A 19,340-nucleotide genomic window follows, 5' to 3' on the forward strand; every position below is an offset into this window, starting at 1 on the left:
AAAAACCTCCATGCCCAACTTGTAGACATGGAGGCATATAGTCACAGAAAAAAATTCCGTTTCGTATATTAACACCTAGGTAGGAAATTAAGTCTATTGACACCTACTGTCTACGGTACACTAATTAAATTCACAACATAAATGATTATATAAAAACTTCTTTATGAAGTCAACTTCCAAAATTTACGCTAATGTAGAAACGTCTACACGTACGCCAGGTCCCATTGTAGAAGCAACTGTTACGTTCTTCATGTAAGTACCTTTTGCAGCAGCTGGCTTAACTTTTTGTAAAGTGTCAGCGATTGTACTGAAGTTTTCTACTAATTTAGCATCTTCGAAAGATACTTTACCGATTGGAACGTGGATGTTACCAGCTTTATCAACGCGGTATTCAACTTTACCAGCTTTGATTTCGTTAACAGCTTTAGTTACATCGAAAGTAACTGTTCCAGTTTTAGGGTTTGGCATTAAACCTTTAGGTCCTAATACGCGGCCAAGTTTACCAACTTCACCCATCATGTCAGGAGTTGCTACTACTACATCGAAATCGAACCAACCTTGTTGGATTTTACCGATGTAATCAGCATCGCCTACGAAGTCAGCTCCAGCAGCTTCAGCTTCTTTAGCTTTTTCGCCTTTAGCGAATACTAATACACGTTGTACTTTACCAGTACCGTGTGGAAGAACAACTGCACCACGGATTTGTTGGTCAGCTTTCTTAGGGTCAACACCTAAACGGAATGCAACTTCTACAGTCGCATCAAATTTAGCTGTGTTTGTTTTCTTTACTAATTCTACTGCTTCTGTTGCAGAGTAAGCAGTTGCACGATCAACAAGCTTTGCAGCTTCTACGTACTTTTTACCTCTTTTAGCCATTTTTATTTCCTCCTCGAATGTGGTTTTAGCGGAATAACCTCCCACGTTTACGCTTATTTTCAGGTATAACCTGAGGATGCGCGCCATCCATTTATTTAAAAACGATAATCATTTACGATAATAAAGGTTGCGAATTGGAATTCCAGACCCGCAACCTTTTTAAAAAAACAAATCGAATTAGTCTTCGATAACGATGCCCATACTGCGTGCAGTACCTTCAACCATACGCATTGCAGCTTCTACGCTAGCAGCGTTTAGGTCAGGCATTTTAGTTTCAGCGATTTCGCGTACTTTATCACGCTTAACAGTTGCCACTTTATTACGGTTTGGTTCACCAGAACCAGACTCAATACCAGCTACTTTCTTAAGAAGAACAGCAGCAGGAGGAGTTTTAGTAATGAAAGTGAATGAACGGTCCTCAAATACCGTAATTTCAACAGGGATGATAAGACCAGCTTGATCAGCTGTACGAGCGTTAAACTCTTTACAGAAGCCCATGATGTTAACACCTGCTTGTCCTAATGCTGGACCAACTGGTGGAGCTGGGTTAGCTTTACCTGCAGGAATTTGAAGCTTTACCATTTTAATTACCTTTTTAGCCACGAGACACACCTCCTTAAGTCCGTGATGTGGTCAATTGGACAGTGATTTGCCCTCCCACGTCATATTTTATCTGTAAGGATAAAATCTTTCAAAAAACGTCTCCGATAACGAAGACGTACTGACTTAAAAGATATTATCACTTTTTACAATTCATTTCAAGTTTCATTTTATAATTTTTCAATTTGATGGAAGTCAAGTTCAACTGGAGTCTCGCGACCGAACATGTCCACAAGCACGCTAACCTTTTTCTTCTCCACATCAATTTCTTCAATAGCACCTGTATAATCTGCGAATGGTCCTTCATTTACACGCACTGTTTCATGAAGTTCAAAGTCGAAATCAACCACTTCGTTGTCCATTCCCATATGCTTCATAATGGTAACAACTTCCTCTTCTAATAGAGGTGATGGTTTAGATCCAGAACCAGAAGAACCAACGAACCCAGTTACACCTGGTGTATTACGTACAACATACCAAGAGTCATCAGTCATGATTAATTCTACTAATACATAACCTGGGAACACTTTTCTTTTCATTAATTTTTCTTTACCGTTTTTCATTTCTACTTCTACTTCTTCCGGGACAACAACACGGAAAATTTTATCTTGCATCCCCATTGATTCTACACGTTTCTCTAGGTTTGCTTTTACTTTATTTTCATATCCAGAATAAGTATGGACAACATACCAACTTTTTTCCATTCATTTAGGACGAGCGTCCTTCCCTCCCTGACGTACATTTTTTTGCGCAAATGAAAAAACCCGTTCACCGGGCTTTTACACAGTTCTTATAAATAACATTATATCATGGATAAGTGCTTCTTATTCAAGAATTAACCAAGAATTAACCGAATTAAAGAAGAAATGCCCATATCAACTACTGCGAAGAAAATCGCAAAGAAGACAACTGTAGCGATAACAGTCGCTGTTGAACGGAGTAATTCATCTTTTTTAGGCCAACTTACTTTTTTCATTTCGCGACCTACATCGCCGAAAAAGTTCGTTAAACGCATCTACGGGACCTCCAGTGTATTATTTCAATTATTTATTTTGTTTCCTTGTGAACTGTATGCTGATTGCATGTTTTACAAAACTTCTTTATTTCAAGTCGCTCTACTGAGCTCGTATCTTTCATCGTAGAGTAGTTTCGATTTTTACACTCTTCACATGAGAGTACAACTTTTTTCCTCATTAGTTACACCAACCTTGTAACATTATGTCCCTAAAAATGTATCATACAACAAAAGACAATGTCAATGACATGCCTTTTGTACTCTCTACAAAAAGAAAACAGGTGATTTTTTACACCTGTAGTATTTATTATGAATTTAACGTAGTACTCTCTCTCATTTCCATATATCGTTCCAATTTCCGCTTTACCCTCTGTAAAGCGTTATCAATAGATTTCACATGTCTATTTAACTGTTCCGAAATCTCTTGATAAGAACGACCATCTAGATATAAAGAAAGAACTTTTCTTTCTAAATCGCTTAATAATTCAGATATTTTAGATTCTATGTCTGTATATTCTTCCTGACTTATAATCATTTCTTCAGGATCCGTTACCTTCGCTTCCGAAATAACATCTAATAATGTCCGATCAGATTCTTCATCATAAATCGGCTTATCTAAAGAAACATATGAATTTAACGGAATATGTTTTTGCCTTGTTGCCGTTTTAATAGCGGTAATAATTTGTCGAGTGATACACAGTTCAGCAAATGCTTTGAATGAAGACAGCTTGTCCTCTTTATAATCACGAATCGCTTTAAACAATCCAATCATACCTTCTTGAACAATATCTTCTCGATCGGCACCCACTAAGAAATAAGATCTTGATTTCGCGCGAACAAAGTTCTTATATTTGTGAATCAAATATTCTAGAGCGTCAGTATTACCTTTTCGAACTAACTCAACGATTGCCTCATCCTCTAAATCACGAAATGTAACGTCGCCTACACTTACGAAGCCTGCTTCCACCTTGATCCCTCCGACCGCTATTTATTTAGCAATATTATACAGTAAAAAGATAAAGAGCGTCAATGCTTCAACGCTCTCCTCTTCTTAATTTTTCTAATTTTTCTGTAATATCTTTACTAAATATCTTTCGCATGGCGGGTTGCTTTTCTTTTGTGTCTTGCGTACGCCTTCTTACTTGTTGCTCCATCGCTTGTACTTCCAGCTCTAATTCACGTGCAGATTTCCGAAGAGCACCTTGCGCAAATATAACCCATTGTTCCGTATAATCAGAAGTCGCAACATATATTTGCGTATTTATATTTCTAAGCTCAATCGCTAGTTGCTCTATCTTTTCATCTGCAGTTTGATTCTTTCTCGTGAATATGACTTCCACACGCGATTGTTTCATCTTTTTTTCAATGCCTTGTACTGTATAAGCATCAAAGACTATCATTACCTTTGTACCAGTGTATCCTTGGTAATCCGCCATCTTATCAATCAGTGCATCCCTTGATGATTGCAAATCTACATCCCGTAGTTTCTTCAAGTCTCCCCAAGCTCCGATAATGTTGTAACCGTCAACGATTAAAATATCGTTCATTTTTTATTTACCAATTTCGTGACGCTTACGATATACCTCATACATTAACAAACTTGCGGCTACTGAAGCATTTAAGGATGTAACTTTACCCACCATCGGTAAAGTAATTAGGAAATCACATTTTTCACCAATAATACGACTCATACCTTTTCCTTCACTTCCAATTACTAATCCAATTGGCATTTTACCATCTAAATTACGGTAATCCGTTTTCCCTTTTGCATCTGTACCAGCAATCCAAAGTCCACGTTCTTTTAACTCATCAATTGTACGAGATAAATTCGTTACACGTGCAACAGGAATATATTCAATTGCTCCAGTCGATGCTTTCGCAACTGATGCTGTAAGTCCCACAGCTCTTCTCTTCGGAATAATAATTCCATGAGCTCCTGTTGCATCCGCAGTACGCATAATAGAACCTAGGTTATGTGGGTCTTCAATTTCATCTAAAATTAAGAAGAACGGATCTTCATTACGCTTCTCTGCTAATTTAAATAGATCTTCTAGCTCAGCATATTGATACGCAGCCACTTGAGCAATTACACCTTGATGGTTCCCCTCAACTAATTGATCTAACTTCTTCTTTGGTGCATGTTGTAAAATAACCTTATTTTCTTTCGCTAGTGCTAGTACAATTTGTACTTGTCCTTTGGCAGCACCTTCTGCGATCCAAATTTTATTAATATCTCTTCCTGATCGTAACGCTTCAATTACAGGGTTACGTCCGATAATATATTCACTACTCATGATGATGTGCCCCCTTCCTTTTCTTCTAAAACAGCAATTGCTTTATATACAATTTCGTCTAATCTTTCGCGATTATTTAATAAGTGATGATAGCCAATTAGCGCTTCAAAAGCTGTACTATGTCGATATGTTTGTACATCCGTGTTTTTCGGAACAGTACCTGAATTTGCATTACGCCCTCTTCTTAGTACTGCTTCTTCTTCCTCAGTTAAAAATGCTGTCTCTAATAAATGATAAACAACTTTCGCCTGTGCTTTTGCCGAAACAAAGCTTGTCCCTAATCGATGTAATTGGTTAGGACGAACTTTCCCTTTTTGGAGTAGGTGATAGCGGATATATTGTTCATATACCGCATCACCCATGTATGCTAACGCTAAGCTGTTTAATTGCTTTGCATCAATCATTCTTATCCTCTTTTCCATCTTGTACCTTGAGCGGTATCTTCTAAAATAATATTACGGTCTTTTAAATCATCGCGAATTTGATCTGACAATGCAAAATCACGATTTTTACGAGCTTCAATACGTTTTTGAATAAGTGCCTCAATTTCTTCATCAAGCAACTCGTCTTGCGCTAATTCTAACCCCAAAATATCAAATAATGTTTCAAGTTGTTTTACGTATGCCTCAATTACCACTTTAGACGTATGTTCTTCCAGTAAATATTGATTCGCATGATTTGCTACATTATATAACTCAGTGATTGCATTAGCAGTGTTGAAGTCATCATTCATTGCTTCTTCAAATGCAGTCTGGAATTTTTCCAGTTCCGCTAACCAATTCTCATTATGGTCTGTTAAATCGGTACTACTTTCCATACGGTGTTTTAAGTTACCGTAAGCCGTTTTAATTCTTTCCAATCCGTTATTTGTACTTTGTAATAACTCTTCACTGAAATTAATTGGGTGACGGTAATGCACCGATAGCATAAAGAATCTGATTAACTGTGGATCATATTGCTTAATGATATCGTGAACTAAAATGAAGTTCCCCAGTGACTTAGACATCTTCTCATTATTAATATTAATATATCCATTGTGCATCCAATAACGTGCAAATGTTTTTCCAGTTAACGCCTCAGACTGCGCAATTTCATTCTCATGATGAGGAAATGCTAAGTCTTGACCACCAGCATGAATATCGATTGTATCTCCTAAGTATTTACGCGCCATTGCCGAGCATTCAATATGCCAGCCTGGACGACCTTTCCCCCAAGGGCTTTCCCAGAAGATTTCTCCTTCTTTCGCAGCTTTCCATAGAGCAAAATCAAGAGGGTCTTGTTTCTTTTCTCCTACTTCAATACGCGCACCGTGACGTAAGTCTGCAATTGGTTGATGCGATAATTTACCGTACCCTTCGAATTCCTTCGTTCTAAAGTACACATCACCTTCTGATTCATATGCATATCCTTTATTCACAAGTTCTTGAATAAATTCAATAATGATATCCATATTTTCCGTTACACGCGGATGAACCGTTGCATGTTTGCAACCTAGTGCTGTTACATCCTCAAAGTACGCTTCAACGAAACGGTCAGCAATTGTCGGCACATCTTCACCTAATTCATTTGCTGCTTTAATTAGTTTATCATCTACGTCAGTAAAGTTAGATACATACTGCACATCATACCCTTTATATTCTAAATAACGGCGTACCGTATCAAATACCATAGGTGGTCTTGCATTCCCAATGTGAATATAGTTATACACTGTAGGTCCGCACACATACATCTTTACCTTATTTTCTTCTAATGGAGTAAACTCTTCCTTTTGACGCGTTAACGTATTATAAATGTGAATAGTCATTTTTATCCTTCCTTTCTACCTTTACTTCAAGTTGTTTTTTCAATTTATCAAGTTCTACTTCCATGACCTTTAACTTATCAAAAATTGGGTCTGGAAGGTCAGAATGATTTAATTCTTGACCGATCTTTACTCCATTTTGAATAACGACTCGGCCAGGTATACCTACAACTGTAGAATGTGCAGGGACTTCTTTTAATACGACAGACCCCGCTCCAATTTTAGAATTCTCTCCAACTGTAATAGAACCTAGTACTTTAGCACCTGTTGCAATTAATACATTATCCTGAATTGTAGGGTGCCTCTTTCCCTTTTCTTTACCCGTACCACCTAATGTAACCCCTTGATAGATCGTTACATTATCACCAATTTCGCACGTTTCTCCAATTACAACCCCCATTCCATGGTCTATGAAAAAACGACGACCAATTGTTGCTCCTGGATGAATCTCAATACCAGTAAAGAAACGACTAACTTGTGAGATCCAACGTGCAATAAAGAAGAAATTCTTTTTATAAAAAGCATGTGCAATTCGATGTGCCCAAACTGCATGTAATCCAGAGTAAGTCAAAATGACTTCGAAATAACTTCTTGCCGCTGGATCCTGTTCAAAAACGACTTCAATATCTTCCCGAAGCCTCTTAAACATCGATGTTCCCTCCCCTTTATGGGCTGCTTTTTCGAGCGAACTAACTCCCTACTTATCTCCCTAAACCTTTATACACGTAGATAAAACTTATACTCATATCCTGTTTTACGGTATAAAAAAAGACGCCTCTGTCATATTGACAGAGACGCCTTATAAGCGCGGTTCCACTCTGTTTAGGCTAAAAAAAGCCTCAAACTCATCTCTGATAACGGTGTACACCGCTTCTGCTTACTTTACGCCCTAAGACGTTTCGCAAAACAATTTGCTGTTCAGCAGAAGACTCGAAGGGGCATTTCAAAAATCCGCTTATAAACCACTTCCAGCCTAAAGGTGGTTCTCTCTGTAAAAAGCCTGATTTTCTACTTCTCCTTCTCGTCGCTTTTCCTTATTAGGTTTTAAGTATACTTATTATATTTCTAAACCTAGAAAATGTTAACCAATTACTTTTTGAAGACGATTTAAAACTTTTTCTTTTCCAAGAAGTGCAATAGCATTAGGAAGCTCTGGACCATGTGTTTGACCAGTAGTTGCAACACGGATTGGCATAAATAAGTTTTTACCTTTATGACCTGTTTCCTTTTGAACTGCTTTAATAGCAGCCTTAATTGCTGCTGGTTCCATCGCTTCTAGTGCTTCTACTTGACCAGCAAATGCGCGAAGTACTTCTGGTACTTGTTCACCTTTTAATACTTCTTGTCCTTCTTCTTCATGATCAACATGATCTTTGAAGAACATTTCAGAAAGCTCTACAATTTCAGCTCCAAAGCTCATTTGTTCATGATATAACGCAATTACATCACGAATCCAAGCTTGTTCTTGTTCACTTAAAGTCTCACCTATACGTCCAGCTTTCACTAAATGCGGTAAGCTTAATTCTACCACCGTATCTAAATCTTGCTTTTTCATATATTGGTTGTTCATCCATTTTAATTTTTGAGAATCAAACAATGCAGGTGATTTTGATAAACGAGCTGCATCGAACATTTTGATAAACTCTTCTTGAGAGAAGATTTCTTCTTCTCCTACTGGCGACCAGCCTAGTAGTGCAATAAAGTTAAAGATTGCTTCTGGAAGATATCCAAGCTCTTTATATTGCTCAATAAATTGAATAATAGATTCATCACGCTTACTTAATTTTTTACGGCTTTCATTTACAATTAAAGTCATATGACCAAATTGCGGGATATCCCAACCGAAAGCTTCATAAATCATCATTTGTTTTGGCGTATTTGAAATATGATCATCACCACGAAGTACGTGTGTAATTTCCATTAAGTGATCATCTACTGCTACCGCAAAGTTATAAGTTGGAATTCCATCTTTTTTCACGATAACGAAATCACCGAAATCATTTGAATGGAATGCAACTTCATCTTTTACGATATCTTTAAATGTGTAATCACGGTCAGCTGGTACACGGAAACGAATACTTGGAATACGTCCCTCAGCTTCAAATTCTTTCTCTTGTGCTTCAGTTAAATCACGGTGGTTACCTGCGTAACGAGGTGTTTCACCACGAGAGATTTGTCCTTCACGTTCTGCTTCTAGCTCTTCTTCTGTCATATAACATTTGTAAGCTAAACCACGCTCTAGTAAATCTTCATATAATTTTTTATAAATATCTAAACGCTCTGTTTGACGATATGGTCCAAATTCACCACCAACATCAACACCTTCATCCCAGTCCATACCGAGCCATTTCAAGTATTTTAATTGGCTTTCTTCTCCACCAGCAACATTACGTTTTACATCAGTATCTTCAATACGAATAATAAACTTACCATCTTGATGACGAGCAAATAAATAATTAAATAATGCCGTACGCGCATTTCCGATATGTAAGTGTCCTGTTGGACTTGGCGCATAGCGCACTCTCACTTGCTTTTCCATAATTGGTACACCTTCCATTCTTAATGTCAACACATTCTATAATTGTACACCAAACAAATGTGATTATCCATCTTACGAATTAAAAACCCTTATTTTTTCTGTAATAAAACAACTGCTTGAGAAGCAATTCCTTCTTCTCTACCTGTAAATCCTAATTTTTCTGTTGTTGTTGCCTTTACATTGATATTATCAATAGACGTTTCTAATAGCTCACTAATGCGTTTACGCATACTTTCAATATGTGGTGCCATCTTCGGCTTTTGAGCAATAATTGTACAATCTAGATTCCCTAACTCGTAACCTTGTTCACGTACAAACTCCCAAACCTTTTGCAGCAATACAGCTGAATCAGCATCTTTAAAGGCAGGATCTGTATCAGGGAAATGCTTTCCAATATCTCCTGCTGCAATTGCACCTAAACATGCGTCCGCAATCGTATGTAACAATACGTCTGCATCTGAATGACCAATTAATCCTTTCTCATGGGGAATTGTAATTCCACCAATAATTAACGGTCTACCTTCCGCGAATTCATGCACATCAAAACCTTGTCCAATTCGAAACATTTTTTACATCCTCCTCAAGCTAAACTACAGAGTTTTATGATTCTATATTATATCGCTATCCTTATAAAGAAAAGCCCGGCTGTTGCCGAGCTTTTCTTCGCTATGCTCATTGCTATCATTTCGTTTGAACGTGAAGAAAGCTTTCAGCAATTAGTAAATCTTCTGGAGTCGTCACTTTAATATTATAGTAACTTCCATCTACTACACCTACTTGCTTCCCAATACGTTCTACGAGACTTGCATCATCTGTACCAAGGAAACAACTCTGTTTCGCACTTCTATGAGCTTCTAACAAAAGAGAAACAGCGAACCCTTGCGGTGTTTGTACAGCTTTAAGCTGAGATCTTTCTACCGTTTCGATAACAACACCCTGCTCTACTTTCTTAACTGTATCTTTCACTGGTACCGCACAAATGGATGCTCCATATCTTTCCGCTGCAGTTAATACATCTTGAATCACTTTATTCGTTACGAATGGACGCGCGCCGTCATGTACAAGAACATACTCAACATCACTAGTATGCTGAATGGCGTTATATACACTATCTTGTCTTTCAGCTCCACCCTGAATAAATTGTACTGGCTTTTCAATCGGATACTTCTGCATTAGCTCTTCAAAATACGAGCGCTCTTCTTCGTTAATTGCCATAATAATACTTTTGCACGCTTTATCCTTTTCAAAAGCACGTAACGTATGCACAATAATCGGTACTTCATTAATAAGTAAGAACAACTTATTTTTACCTGCACCCATCCGCTTACCTTGACCGGCTGCTGGAATAATTAATGTATACATATTAATAATCCTCTACTTATAATGCTTTTTCTAATAATTTACGTTTGGCGAAAATCATACGACCAGCCGATGTTTGCAACACACTCGTAACAAGCACATCGAGTTGTGACCCTACATATTCTCTACCATCTTCTACTACGATCATCGTGCCGTCATCTAAATATGCAACACCTTGATTTTGTTCTTTTCCATCTTTTACAACATAAACACTTAGTTCTTCCCCTGGGAGTACAACAGGTTTAATTGCATTAGCTAAATCGTTAATGTTTAACACCGTTACCCCTTGTAGTTCAGAAACTTTATTTAAGTTGAAATCATTCGTTACTACCGTTCCGCCAGTGATTTTCGCCAACTTTACAAGCTTGCTATCCACTTCTTGAATATCATCGAAATCGCCTTCATAAATTTCTACCGGAATCGGCATCTCTTTTTGAATACGATTTAAAATATCTAATCCTCTGCGACCACGATTACGTTTTAAAGCATCCGAAGAATCGGCAATGTGCTGAAGTTCTTCTAACACGAATTGTGGAATCACAATTGTTCCTTCTAAAAACTTTGTTTGGCAAATATCAGCAATACGTCCGTCGATAATTACACTCGTATCGAGAATTTTCCAATGAGTTGTAGATTCTTCTACCTCTGCTTCAGTTTCTTCATTATCACTATTATTATTTTTCTTCTTCCCACGTTGTGGTAGTGTAAATAATCCTAGCAATTCATTCCTCTTTTTAAACCCTACTTGGAATCCTAAGTATCCAAGTAAAAGAGTAAAGAACACTTGCAACACTGTACTAATAACGGGAATTGTAAATTCACGAATTGGTATTAAAATTAAATACGCAACAATAAGCCCAGAGATTAAACCTAATGTACCAAATAAAACATCCGCTACAGGCGCCTTTACAAGAGCCTCTTCAATATGCTTAATAAGTTGAACAATATAATCTACAAGCCAAAATGTTGTTAAAAATAAAATAATTGCACCAATAATTGCACGAGCATACGATCCTTCCAATAAAGGAACGGCACCGATGTCTAATACATTAATAACTTTTGGGATTAAGTAAATCCCTAACGCTCCCCCAATTACTAGAAAGAAGAGCTGTACAATCCGTTTTAACATCCAACCACCTCCTACTCATTATTAACCATTGTTTCGCTAATCAAAACGCCGAATGCAAAAGCGGACGTGTTTTTTTATAAATAGTTTTATTTACCAATATATCATATCATATACCAAAAGTGTTCTAGTGTCGTTATATTATGGAATCAATGTAATATTCTTAATTGTGTCTACTCATATAGAGATGCTCTTGGATTCTTTTTAGGCCTTCTCGTATTTTCTTCGCCCTGACTTCTCCAATTCCTTCCACATCATCCAATTCATTAATAGTTGCTCGACAAACACCTTGCAAAGTCTTAAACCGATTAATTAAATTTTCAATGATAAGTGGCGGAACGCGCGAAATTTTGCTTGTGATTCGGTATCCTCTCGGCGTCACACTTTCTTCTAAACTCGTTTGTCCTGGGTAGCCAAGCAATTTAACTAAATCGCTATCCTCTAAAAGTTGTGTGTTCGCAAGATCTTGTAACTTTTTCAAAATTTGATGATGGTCTTGTGTTTTTTCTTGGTAATAATCTTTAATTAATAACGCTGCCTCTGCCTCTAAATCAGCTAGTAGTTCTGTAAGTTGTAAACGAATTAACCTACCTTCTGTTCCTAGCTCATGAATATAGCTCAATATTTCATTTTTAATACGCAGTACCATTTCAACACTATGTAGCACATGAACCACCTCGGACATTGTAACGACTTCTTCAAATTCTAGAATGCCCAAATTGGTAATACCATCATTCCATACAGCCTTATATTTTTCTAACGTCTGAATAGCTTGGTTTGCCTTTGTTAAAATAACACCTATATCCTTTAGTGTATAACGTAAATTCCCTTGATATAGTGTAATTACGTTACGTCTTTGTGAAATAGCCACAACGAGACTACCTGTCTGCTTTGCTACACGCTCTGCTGTCCGGTGGCGCATACCTGTTTCAATAGAATCAATAGATGCCTCTGGAACTAACTGTGCATTTGCAATTAAAATTTTACTTCCAGTTTCATTTAAAATAAGTGCCCCATCCATTTTTGCTAATTCGTATAAGCTAGCAGGAGAGAATGCGCAATTAATATGAAAGCCTCCATCTACAATACTTTTAATTTGTTCGTTATATCCAAGAACAATTAGTCCCCCTGTTTGTGCGCGAAGCACATTATCTATCCCTTCGCGCAGTGGTGTTCCTGGGGCCACGAGTTGTAAAATATTAATCATACTTTTGACACGTTGCTTGTTTTCTTCCATAGCCTAGCCTCCTAATGTCAAACGAAGCGCTTCCCCTAAATTAGATACACCTACTACCTCAATCCCATCCGGAATTGTCCATCCTCCCAAATTTTTTCTAGGAATAATAGCACGTTGAAATCCTAATTTAGCTGCTTCTTGTACACGTTGTTCAATTCTCGATACTCTTCTTATTTCTCCAGTTAATCCTACTTCTCCTATTACTGCATCGGTTGGTGCCGTAGATTTATCTCTAAAACTTGAAGCGATACTTAAAGCCACAGCTAAATCAATTGCTGGTTCATCTAATTTCAAACCACCTGCCACTTTCAAATATGCATCTTGGTTTTGCAATAATAAACCTGTTCTTTTTTCTAACACTGCCATAATAAGCGATACACGGTTATGATCAATTCCCGTCGCCATTCTTCGAGGGTTTCCAAAACTAGTAGGGGAGATTAATGCTTGTATTTCTACTAAAACCGGTCTTGTTCCTTCCATTGAGGCAACTACTGTTGATCCTGCGACTCCAACGGGTCTTTCCTCAAGAAAAATTTCAGAAGGGTTTAAGACTTCCGCAAGACCAAGCTCTTTCATTTCAAAAATACCCATTTCATTCGTGGAACCGAAACGATTCTTCACAGCTCGCAAAATACGATATGTATGATGACGATCTCCTTCAAAGTAAAGAACTGCATCGACCATATGTTCTAACATACGAGGTCCTGCAATTGCCCCCTCTTTTGTTACATGTCCGACGATAAAAATAGGGATTCCTTTCGTTTTTGCAAGTTTCATTAATTCTGCTGTACATTCACGTACTTGTGCCACACTTCCCGGCGCTGACGTTACCTCAGGTAAATGTATCGTTTGAATGGAGTCAATAACAACAAAAGCTGGATTCATCTCTTCAATGTGTGCTGCAATTCGCTGCAAGTCTGTCTCTGATACAACAAATAGATTACTACCATTTACATGCAAACGATCTGCACGAAGTTTAATCTGTTTTGCCGATTCTTCACCGGATATATATAGTACATCATATGAAGAATCTGCTAATTGCGATGAAATCTGTAATAGCAATGTTGATTTTCCAATCCCAGGGTCTCCACCAATAAGTACTAAGGATCCATCTACAATCCCACCACCAAGTACACGGTTAAACTCTTGGAATTTCGTTTCAATACGTGCCTCAGATTTTGTTTCTACTTCTGTTAGGCGTCTTGGTTTTGTTACTTCCGATTGAATTGCATTGGCATAATTAAGGCGTCTTGATGATACAACCGGTTCCATCTCTTCAACAAGTGTATTCCATTGACCACAACCAGGGCATTTCCCCATATATTTTGGTGACTGATAACCACACTCTTGACATGTAAATTTTGTTTTCTTTTTAGCCATATCGTTTTATATTTCACTTCACTTTCATCTATACACAGTTTATCCTTCTCGTACAAGAAAGAGGGCTATCTCGTAGCCCTCTTAGTTTGTCTATACTTATTTTACCTTTTCAGCACTATGAATGACAAATGTTTCCCCTTCAACATCAAAGATAACTTTTTGTCCTTTCTCAATAGCACCTTTTAAAAGTTCTTCCGACAGTCTATCTTCTACATGTTTCTGAATTGCTCTACGAAGCGGACGAGCACCGTATTCTCGGTCAAATCCTTTATCAGCAATGGCTGAAATTGCTCCTTCTGTTAAATGCAATTCAATTTCTTGCTCTTTTAAGCGATTCACTAACTGATTTACCATAAGTGTTACAATCTCTTGAATATGTTTTTTCTCAAGCATATGGAACACGATAATTTCATCAATACGGTTTAAGAATTCTGGACGAAATGCCTTTTTCAGCTCATCCATTACTTTACCTTTCATATCTGAATAATCGCGGCTCTCATCTTGTACGTTAAATCCAAGATGTTTATTACGTTTTAACGCGTCTGCACCAACGTTAGATGTCATAATAACAATTGTATTACGGAAATCAACTGTACGCCCTTTAGAATCCGTTAAACGACCATCTTCTAATACTTGTAGTAAAATGTTAAACACATCAGGGTGAGCTTTCTCTACTTCATCTAATAGGACAACTGAATATGGCTTACGGCGAACCTTTTCTGTTAATTGTCCACCTTCTTCATATCCAACATATCCTGGAGGAGATCCAACTAAACGAGAAGTAGAATGCTTCTCCATGTACTCAGACATATCGATGCGAATCATTGCATCCTCATCACCGAACATAGATTCTGCTAACGCTCTTGCTAGCTCTGTTTTACCTACACCTGTTGGTCCTAAGAAAATAAATGAACCAATCGGACGTTTTGGATCTTTCAATCCCGCTCTAGCACGACGAACAGCTTTCGCTACAGCTACTACCGCTTCATCTTGACCAATAACACGATCGTGAAGGATGGATTCTAAGTTTAATAATTTATCAGTCTCTGTTTGTGCAAGTTTAGAAACCGGGATACGAGTCCACGTAGAAACGACATTTGCAATATCTTCTACTGTCACTTCTGAGTTTTCTTTTCCTTGTTGTTCTTTCCATTGACGCTTCGTATCTTCTAACTTCTCACGTAAGCGTTGTTCCATATCACGTAAGGAAGCAGCTTTTTCAAATTCTTGACTTTGCACAGCTGCATCTTTTTCTTTTCTAATTTCCTCAAGCTTCACTTCAAGCTCTTTTAGATTTGGTGGTGTTGTATAAGAACGTAAGCGAACCTTTGAAGCAGCTTCATCAATTAAGTCAATTGCCTTATCTGGTAAGAAACGATCTGTAATATAACGGTCTGAAAGCTTTACAGCTGCATCAATTGCATCATCTGTAATAGATACACGGTGATGTGCCTCGTAACGATCACGTAAACCTTTCAAGATTTGAGTTGATTCGTCTAAACTTGGCTCATCAACGTGAATCGGTTGGAATCGTCTCTCTAAAGCCGCGTCTTTTTCAATATATTTACGATATTCATCTAAAGTTGTCGCCCCAATACATTGTAACTCTCCGCGTGCTAAAGATGGTTTTAAAATGTTCGATGCATCAATAGCACCTTCTGCTCCACCTGCACCAATTAATGTATGAAGTTCATCAATAAATAGAATAATGTTGCCAGCTTGACGGATTTCATCCATAACTTTCTTTAAACGATCTTCAAATTCACCACGATATTTCGTTCCAGCTACAACTGTACCCATATCTAGTGTCATAACACGCTTATCTCTTAATGTTTCAGGAACTTCATTATTTACAATTTGTTGTGCTAATCCTTCTGCAATTGCCGTTTTACCTACACCAGGCTCTCCAATTAATACAGGATTATTTTTTGTTCTACGGCTTAAAACTTCAATTACACGTTGAATCTCTTTACCACGCCCGATAACAGGGTCTAGACGATTTTCACGTGCAACAACTGTTAAATCACGTGCTAAGCTATCCAGTGTCGGTGTATTTGCATTTGTTGAAGAACCACCTTGGTGACCTGAACTTGCTTCATTACTTCCAAGAAGTTGCAATACTTGCTGTCTTGCCTTATTTAGGCTAACACCTAAGTTATTTAAAACACGTGCTGCTACACCTTCACCTTCACGGATTAAACCAAGTAAGATATGTTCTGTTCCAACGTAAGAATGACCTAATTTACGAGCTTCATCCATTGACAACTCAATAACCTTTTTAGCACGCGGTGTATAATGTACAGTTTGAGAAGCTTCTGTTCCGCGTCCAATTAATGCTTCTACCTCTTTTTGAACTTTCTCTGGACTTAATCCAAGAGCAATTAACGCTTTTGCTGCAATTCCTTCACCTTCACGTACAAGCCCAAGTAAAATATGTTCTGTTCCAATATTATTATGCCCAATACGAATTGCTTCCTCTTGAGATAAAGCTAATACTTTCTGTGCTCTTTCTGTAAATCTTCCAAACATCATAGAAATCGCCTCCTACTTGCGCTTAGTTTTTTTCAATACGTAATCGCTCACGGATTAAGGTTGCTCTTCGATAATCTCTTTCTTCTGGTCCTAAAGGTCCACCTGCATATTGTTGTAAAATACCTGGTTGTGTAAGAACCATTAGCTCAGTCAAAATATTTCTCGATACACCTTTTATATATCCTAAATCAATACCAAGTCGTACATCTGATAAGCAAGTGGCCGCTTCCGCAGATTGAATTAACCGACTGTTTGCTAGTATGCCATAAGAGCGATAAACTTTATCTTCAAGCTCAATACTTGAATTTTGTACAATTAATTCTCTAGCCATTTTCTCTTGCTGTATGATTTGTTGAATGACACTCTTTAAATCTGCAATAATATCTTCTTCAGATTTTCCTAGCGTCATTTGATTTGACACTTGAAATATATTACCTAACGCTTCGCTACCTTCACCGTATATTCCTCTTACTACTAACCCTAATTTTTGAATTACTTGTATAATACGGCTAATTCTTTTCGTTAAAACGAGTCCCGGTAAGTGAATCATTACGGAAGCCCTCAATCCTGTACCAACGTTAGTAGGGCAGCTCGTTATATATCCAAGTGATTCATCAAAAGCATATTCAACCTCATCCTCTATCCAATTATCTATTTGATTGGCACTTTGAAGGGCCTCTGATAACTGCAACCCTGAAAATAAGCACTGAATCCTAATATGGTCTTCTTCATTCAGCATAACACTAATATGTTCGCTTCCTGACAATAGACATGCTCCATATTCTGTTCCTGCAAGGTTAGGACTAATTAAATGCTTTTCAACTAATACTCTCCTTTGAAGAGGCGTTAATTCATTCATTTTTAATAGTTCAAACTCTCCAAAGGGTTCTACCGTTTTATTTATAAATTCCTTTTTAAATAATTCATGAATCTGTTTAGCTTCTTCTTCGTTTTGCATAGTAGAGAATTGATATTTTTTAAAATTACGAGCCAAACGTATTCGACTACTTAAAACAATATCAGAATCAGGGCCATCCCCCTTCATCCATGGACTAATCGCTTCATTCATGATTTTGTCCAGTGACATAGAACTATTCCCCCTCTCTATGCTCACTAAGCTGATTTTCAAGACCTCGAATTTTATCCCTTACTTCAGCAGCTTTCTCAAACTCCTCTTTCTGTACGTATTGTTTCAGAATGAGTTTTAGTTCATCTAATTCTTTCTTTAAGTGAATATTTCCTTCTATACGTTCCGGAATTTTTCCACAATGATCTGTATGTCCGCCGTGAAGACGTTTTAATAATGGCTTTAAATGTTCCTTAAATGTATCGTAACAAGAAGCACATCCAAAACGTCCCACCTTTGTAAATTGCTCATATGTCATCTTACAATCTGGACACCTTAATATACTTGTATTCGAAAGCCCGTTTTGTCCTTCTTCAAACATTGTTGATTCACCATGTAATAACCCAGCAAATAAATCATGGAATGAAAAATTAGACTGCGGCGATTGAAAGAAAGACGTATAGCCACTTTGTTCTGCACATTGCTCACAAAGATGAACTTCCGTCTTCTGTTCGTTGATTACTTTTGTATAATGTAAAGTTGCTGGTCTTATATTACAGTTTTGACAAGTCATCACTATCCCCACCTTTACAACAGGAACGATCTATCTCATAGTACTTTTCATACATTACTAGATTGTTCACTTTCCCTTATTCGTTTAAATAAAAGTGCGTGTTCTTTTTTCAAAACCTCTACAATATTTAACTGCCTTATATCTTAGTTATTATTCTTTTACAAAAGCTGTATTTATTTATATTTCAACGTTCTTAACATTGCGCATAATATTCGAGCCCTAAGTTCATCTCGAGAAGGAACATCCATTGATAATACAGAACGATCTAGTACACTTAACATAAGTTTAGCTTCACGATTTGTTATGATTCCCTCTTCTATTAAACGTATAATCATACTCTCTGCATTCCCTTGCGCAACGCTATGATCAATCATATGAAGCATTTGATCGATAATGTCTATATCGTCATGCAGTTTGACTTTTATAATGCGAATGTAACCTCCTCCACCACGTTTACTTTCTACTACAAATCCTCTTTCTATCGTAAAACGGGTATTGATTACATAATTGATTTGAGATGGTACGCACTCGAATCGATCCGCAATCTCATTTCTTTTGATTTCAATCACATTATTATTACTTAAGTCAATAACTTGCTTTAGATATTGCTCAATGATATCAGATATATTTCTCATTTATCCGCCACCTTTATTGACTTTGACTATCTTTGACTTTAATTATATACGTATTAATAAAATTTGCAACTCTTTTGCTTATTCACTATCCTGGCCACATTCCCCTGTATTTAATCAAAATAATAATTATTTAAACACATTTTTTAATTACTATGGATTATAAAAGAAAACACGAAAAAACACGAGTCAAATGACTCGTGTTTAGTTGCTTGGCGACGTCCTACTCTCACAGGGACAAGGTCCCAACTACCATCGGCGCTAGAGAGCTTAACTTCCGTGTTCGGTATGGGAACGGGTGTGACCTCT

Annotated in this window: 21 protein-coding genes, 1 rRNA gene and 2 other annotated features (1 of these 24 running past the window's edge); all 22 genes read right to left on the reverse strand. The window is 37.3% G+C overall.

Annotation, left to right across the window (positions count from 1 at the left end):
- Positions 1–134 (reverse strand) — a sequence feature (ribosomal protein L10 leader region); it reaches 10 nt to the left of the window's first position.
- A 49-nt stretch (positions 135–183) separates the two neighbouring features.
- Positions 184–876, reverse strand: coding sequence for a 50S ribosomal protein L1 (gene rplA, locus MR115_RS26170; RefSeq protein WP_002070162.1), 693 nt, complete (start codon positions 874–876; stop codon positions 184–186).
- Positions 877–1,053: 177 nt separating this feature from the next.
- Entirely contained in the window at positions 1,054–1,479 is a 426-nt protein-coding gene (gene rplK / locus MR115_RS26175; RefSeq protein ID WP_001085872.1) for a 50S ribosomal protein L11, read from the reverse strand.
- A gap of 167 nt (positions 1,480–1,646) precedes the next feature.
- Positions 1,647–2,180 carry a transcription termination/antitermination protein NusG gene (nusG, locus tag MR115_RS26180; protein ID WP_000415794.1) on the reverse strand — a complete coding sequence of 178 codons (534 nt, stop codon included), beginning with the start codon at positions 2,178–2,180 and terminating at the stop codon, positions 1,647–1,649.
- A 131-nt stretch (positions 2,181–2,311) separates the two neighbouring features.
- Complete coding sequence (gene secE, locus MR115_RS26185; RefSeq protein WP_001241321.1) at positions 2,312–2,491, reverse strand: preprotein translocase subunit SecE; 180 nt, start codon at positions 2,489–2,491, stop codon at positions 2,312–2,314.
- Positions 2,492–2,523: 32 nt separating this feature from the next.
- On the reverse strand, positions 2,524–2,670 hold the full coding sequence (gene rpmG, locus MR115_RS26190; protein WP_002070160.1) for a 50S ribosomal protein L33: 147 nt from the start codon (positions 2,668–2,670) through the stop codon (positions 2,524–2,526).
- 128 nt (positions 2,671–2,798) lie between these two features.
- Positions 2,799–3,458, reverse strand: a complete 660-nt coding sequence (locus MR115_RS26195; RefSeq protein ID WP_000387198.1) for an RNA polymerase factor sigma-70 — start codon at positions 3,456–3,458, stop codon at positions 2,799–2,801.
- A gap of 67 nt (positions 3,459–3,525) precedes the next feature.
- Positions 3,526–4,038, reverse strand: a complete 513-nt coding sequence (locus MR115_RS26200; RefSeq protein ID WP_000997888.1) for an NYN domain-containing protein — start codon at positions 4,036–4,038, stop codon at positions 3,526–3,528.
- Between the two features lie 3 nt (positions 4,039–4,041).
- Positions 4,042–4,785 (reverse strand): 23S rRNA (guanosine(2251)-2'-O)-methyltransferase RlmB, encoded by a 744-nt coding sequence (rlmB, locus tag MR115_RS26205; protein WP_071747344.1) that lies wholly within the window; start codon positions 4,783–4,785, stop codon positions 4,042–4,044.
- The gene (locus MR115_RS26210) at positions 4,782–5,189 is read right to left on the reverse strand and encodes a Mini-ribonuclease 3 (RefSeq protein WP_000564261.1); all 408 of its coding nucleotides are present in this window, start codon (positions 5,187–5,189) and stop codon (positions 4,782–4,784) included. Before MR115_RS26210 ends, rlmB begins: the two co-directional genes overlap by 4 nt.
- A gap of 2 nt (positions 5,190–5,191) precedes the next feature.
- On the reverse strand, positions 5,192–6,589 hold the full coding sequence (cysS, locus tag MR115_RS26215; protein WP_061678375.1) for a cysteine--tRNA ligase: 1,398 nt from the start codon (positions 6,587–6,589) through the stop codon (positions 5,192–5,194).
- The gene (gene cysE / locus MR115_RS26220) at positions 6,570–7,235 is read right to left on the reverse strand and encodes a serine O-acetyltransferase (protein ID WP_000476500.1); all 666 of its coding nucleotides are present in this window, start codon (positions 7,233–7,235) and stop codon (positions 6,570–6,572) included. The genes cysS and cysE overlap by 20 nt, the downstream gene beginning before the upstream one ends.
- 138 nt (positions 7,236–7,373) lie before the next feature.
- Positions 7,374–7,620 (reverse strand) — a binding site (T-box leader).
- 47 nt (positions 7,621–7,667) lie between these two features.
- A complete protein-coding gene (gene gltX, locus MR115_RS26225) occupies positions 7,668–9,125 on the reverse strand; it encodes a glutamate--tRNA ligase (RefSeq protein WP_061678376.1) in 1,458 nt (485 codons plus the stop codon).
- A gap of 89 nt (positions 9,126–9,214) precedes the next feature.
- Complete coding sequence (gene ispF, locus MR115_RS26230) at positions 9,215–9,691, reverse strand: 2-C-methyl-D-erythritol 2,4-cyclodiphosphate synthase (protein ID WP_000488386.1); 477 nt, start codon at positions 9,689–9,691, stop codon at positions 9,215–9,217.
- A gap of 115 nt (positions 9,692–9,806) precedes the next feature.
- Positions 9,807–10,487, reverse strand: a complete 681-nt coding sequence (gene ispD / locus MR115_RS26235) for a 2-C-methyl-D-erythritol 4-phosphate cytidylyltransferase (RefSeq protein WP_061678378.1) — start codon at positions 10,485–10,487, stop codon at positions 9,807–9,809.
- 16 nt (positions 10,488–10,503) lie between these two features.
- Complete coding sequence (locus MR115_RS26240) at positions 10,504–11,613, reverse strand: PIN/TRAM domain-containing protein (protein ID WP_061678379.1); 1,110 nt, start codon at positions 11,611–11,613, stop codon at positions 10,504–10,506.
- Between the two features lie 160 nt (positions 11,614–11,773).
- Positions 11,774–12,847 carry a DNA integrity scanning diadenylate cyclase DisA gene (gene disA / locus MR115_RS26245; protein WP_061678380.1) on the reverse strand — a complete coding sequence of 358 codons (1,074 nt, stop codon included), beginning with the start codon at positions 12,845–12,847 and terminating at the stop codon, positions 11,774–11,776.
- Positions 12,848–12,850: 3 nt separating this feature from the next.
- A complete protein-coding gene (gene radA / locus MR115_RS26250; protein ID WP_061678381.1) occupies positions 12,851–14,227 on the reverse strand; it encodes a DNA repair protein RadA in 1,377 nt (458 codons plus the stop codon).
- Between the two features lie 96 nt (positions 14,228–14,323).
- Positions 14,324–16,759: an ATP-dependent protease ATP-binding subunit ClpC gene (gene clpC, locus MR115_RS26255; RefSeq protein ID WP_061678382.1), complete on the reverse strand. Its 2,436-nt coding sequence runs from the start codon at positions 16,757–16,759 to the stop codon at positions 14,324–14,326.
- Positions 16,760–16,781: 22 nt separating this feature from the next.
- A complete protein-coding gene (locus MR115_RS26260; protein WP_242243233.1) occupies positions 16,782–17,846 on the reverse strand; it encodes a protein-arginine kinase McsB in 1,065 nt (354 codons plus the stop codon).
- 4 nt (positions 17,847–17,850) lie between these two features.
- On the reverse strand, positions 17,851–18,399 hold the full coding sequence (locus MR115_RS26265; protein WP_071720458.1) for a protein-arginine kinase activator protein McsA: 549 nt from the start codon (positions 18,397–18,399) through the stop codon (positions 17,851–17,853).
- A gap of 173 nt (positions 18,400–18,572) precedes the next feature.
- Positions 18,573–19,034 (reverse strand): transcriptional regulator CtsR, encoded by a 462-nt coding sequence (gene ctsR, locus MR115_RS26270; protein WP_061678384.1) that lies wholly within the window; start codon positions 19,032–19,034, stop codon positions 18,573–18,575.
- Positions 19,035–19,241: 207 nt separating this feature from the next.
- Positions 19,242–19,340, reverse strand: a 5S ribosomal RNA gene (gene rrf, locus MR115_RS26275); the annotation flags it as partial.

The organism is Bacillus cereus group sp. BfR-BA-01309 (assembly GCF_022664315.1).
In the GTDB taxonomy this organism is placed as follows: Bacteria; Bacillota; Bacilli; order Bacillales; family Bacillaceae_G; genus Bacillus_A; species Bacillus_A mobilis.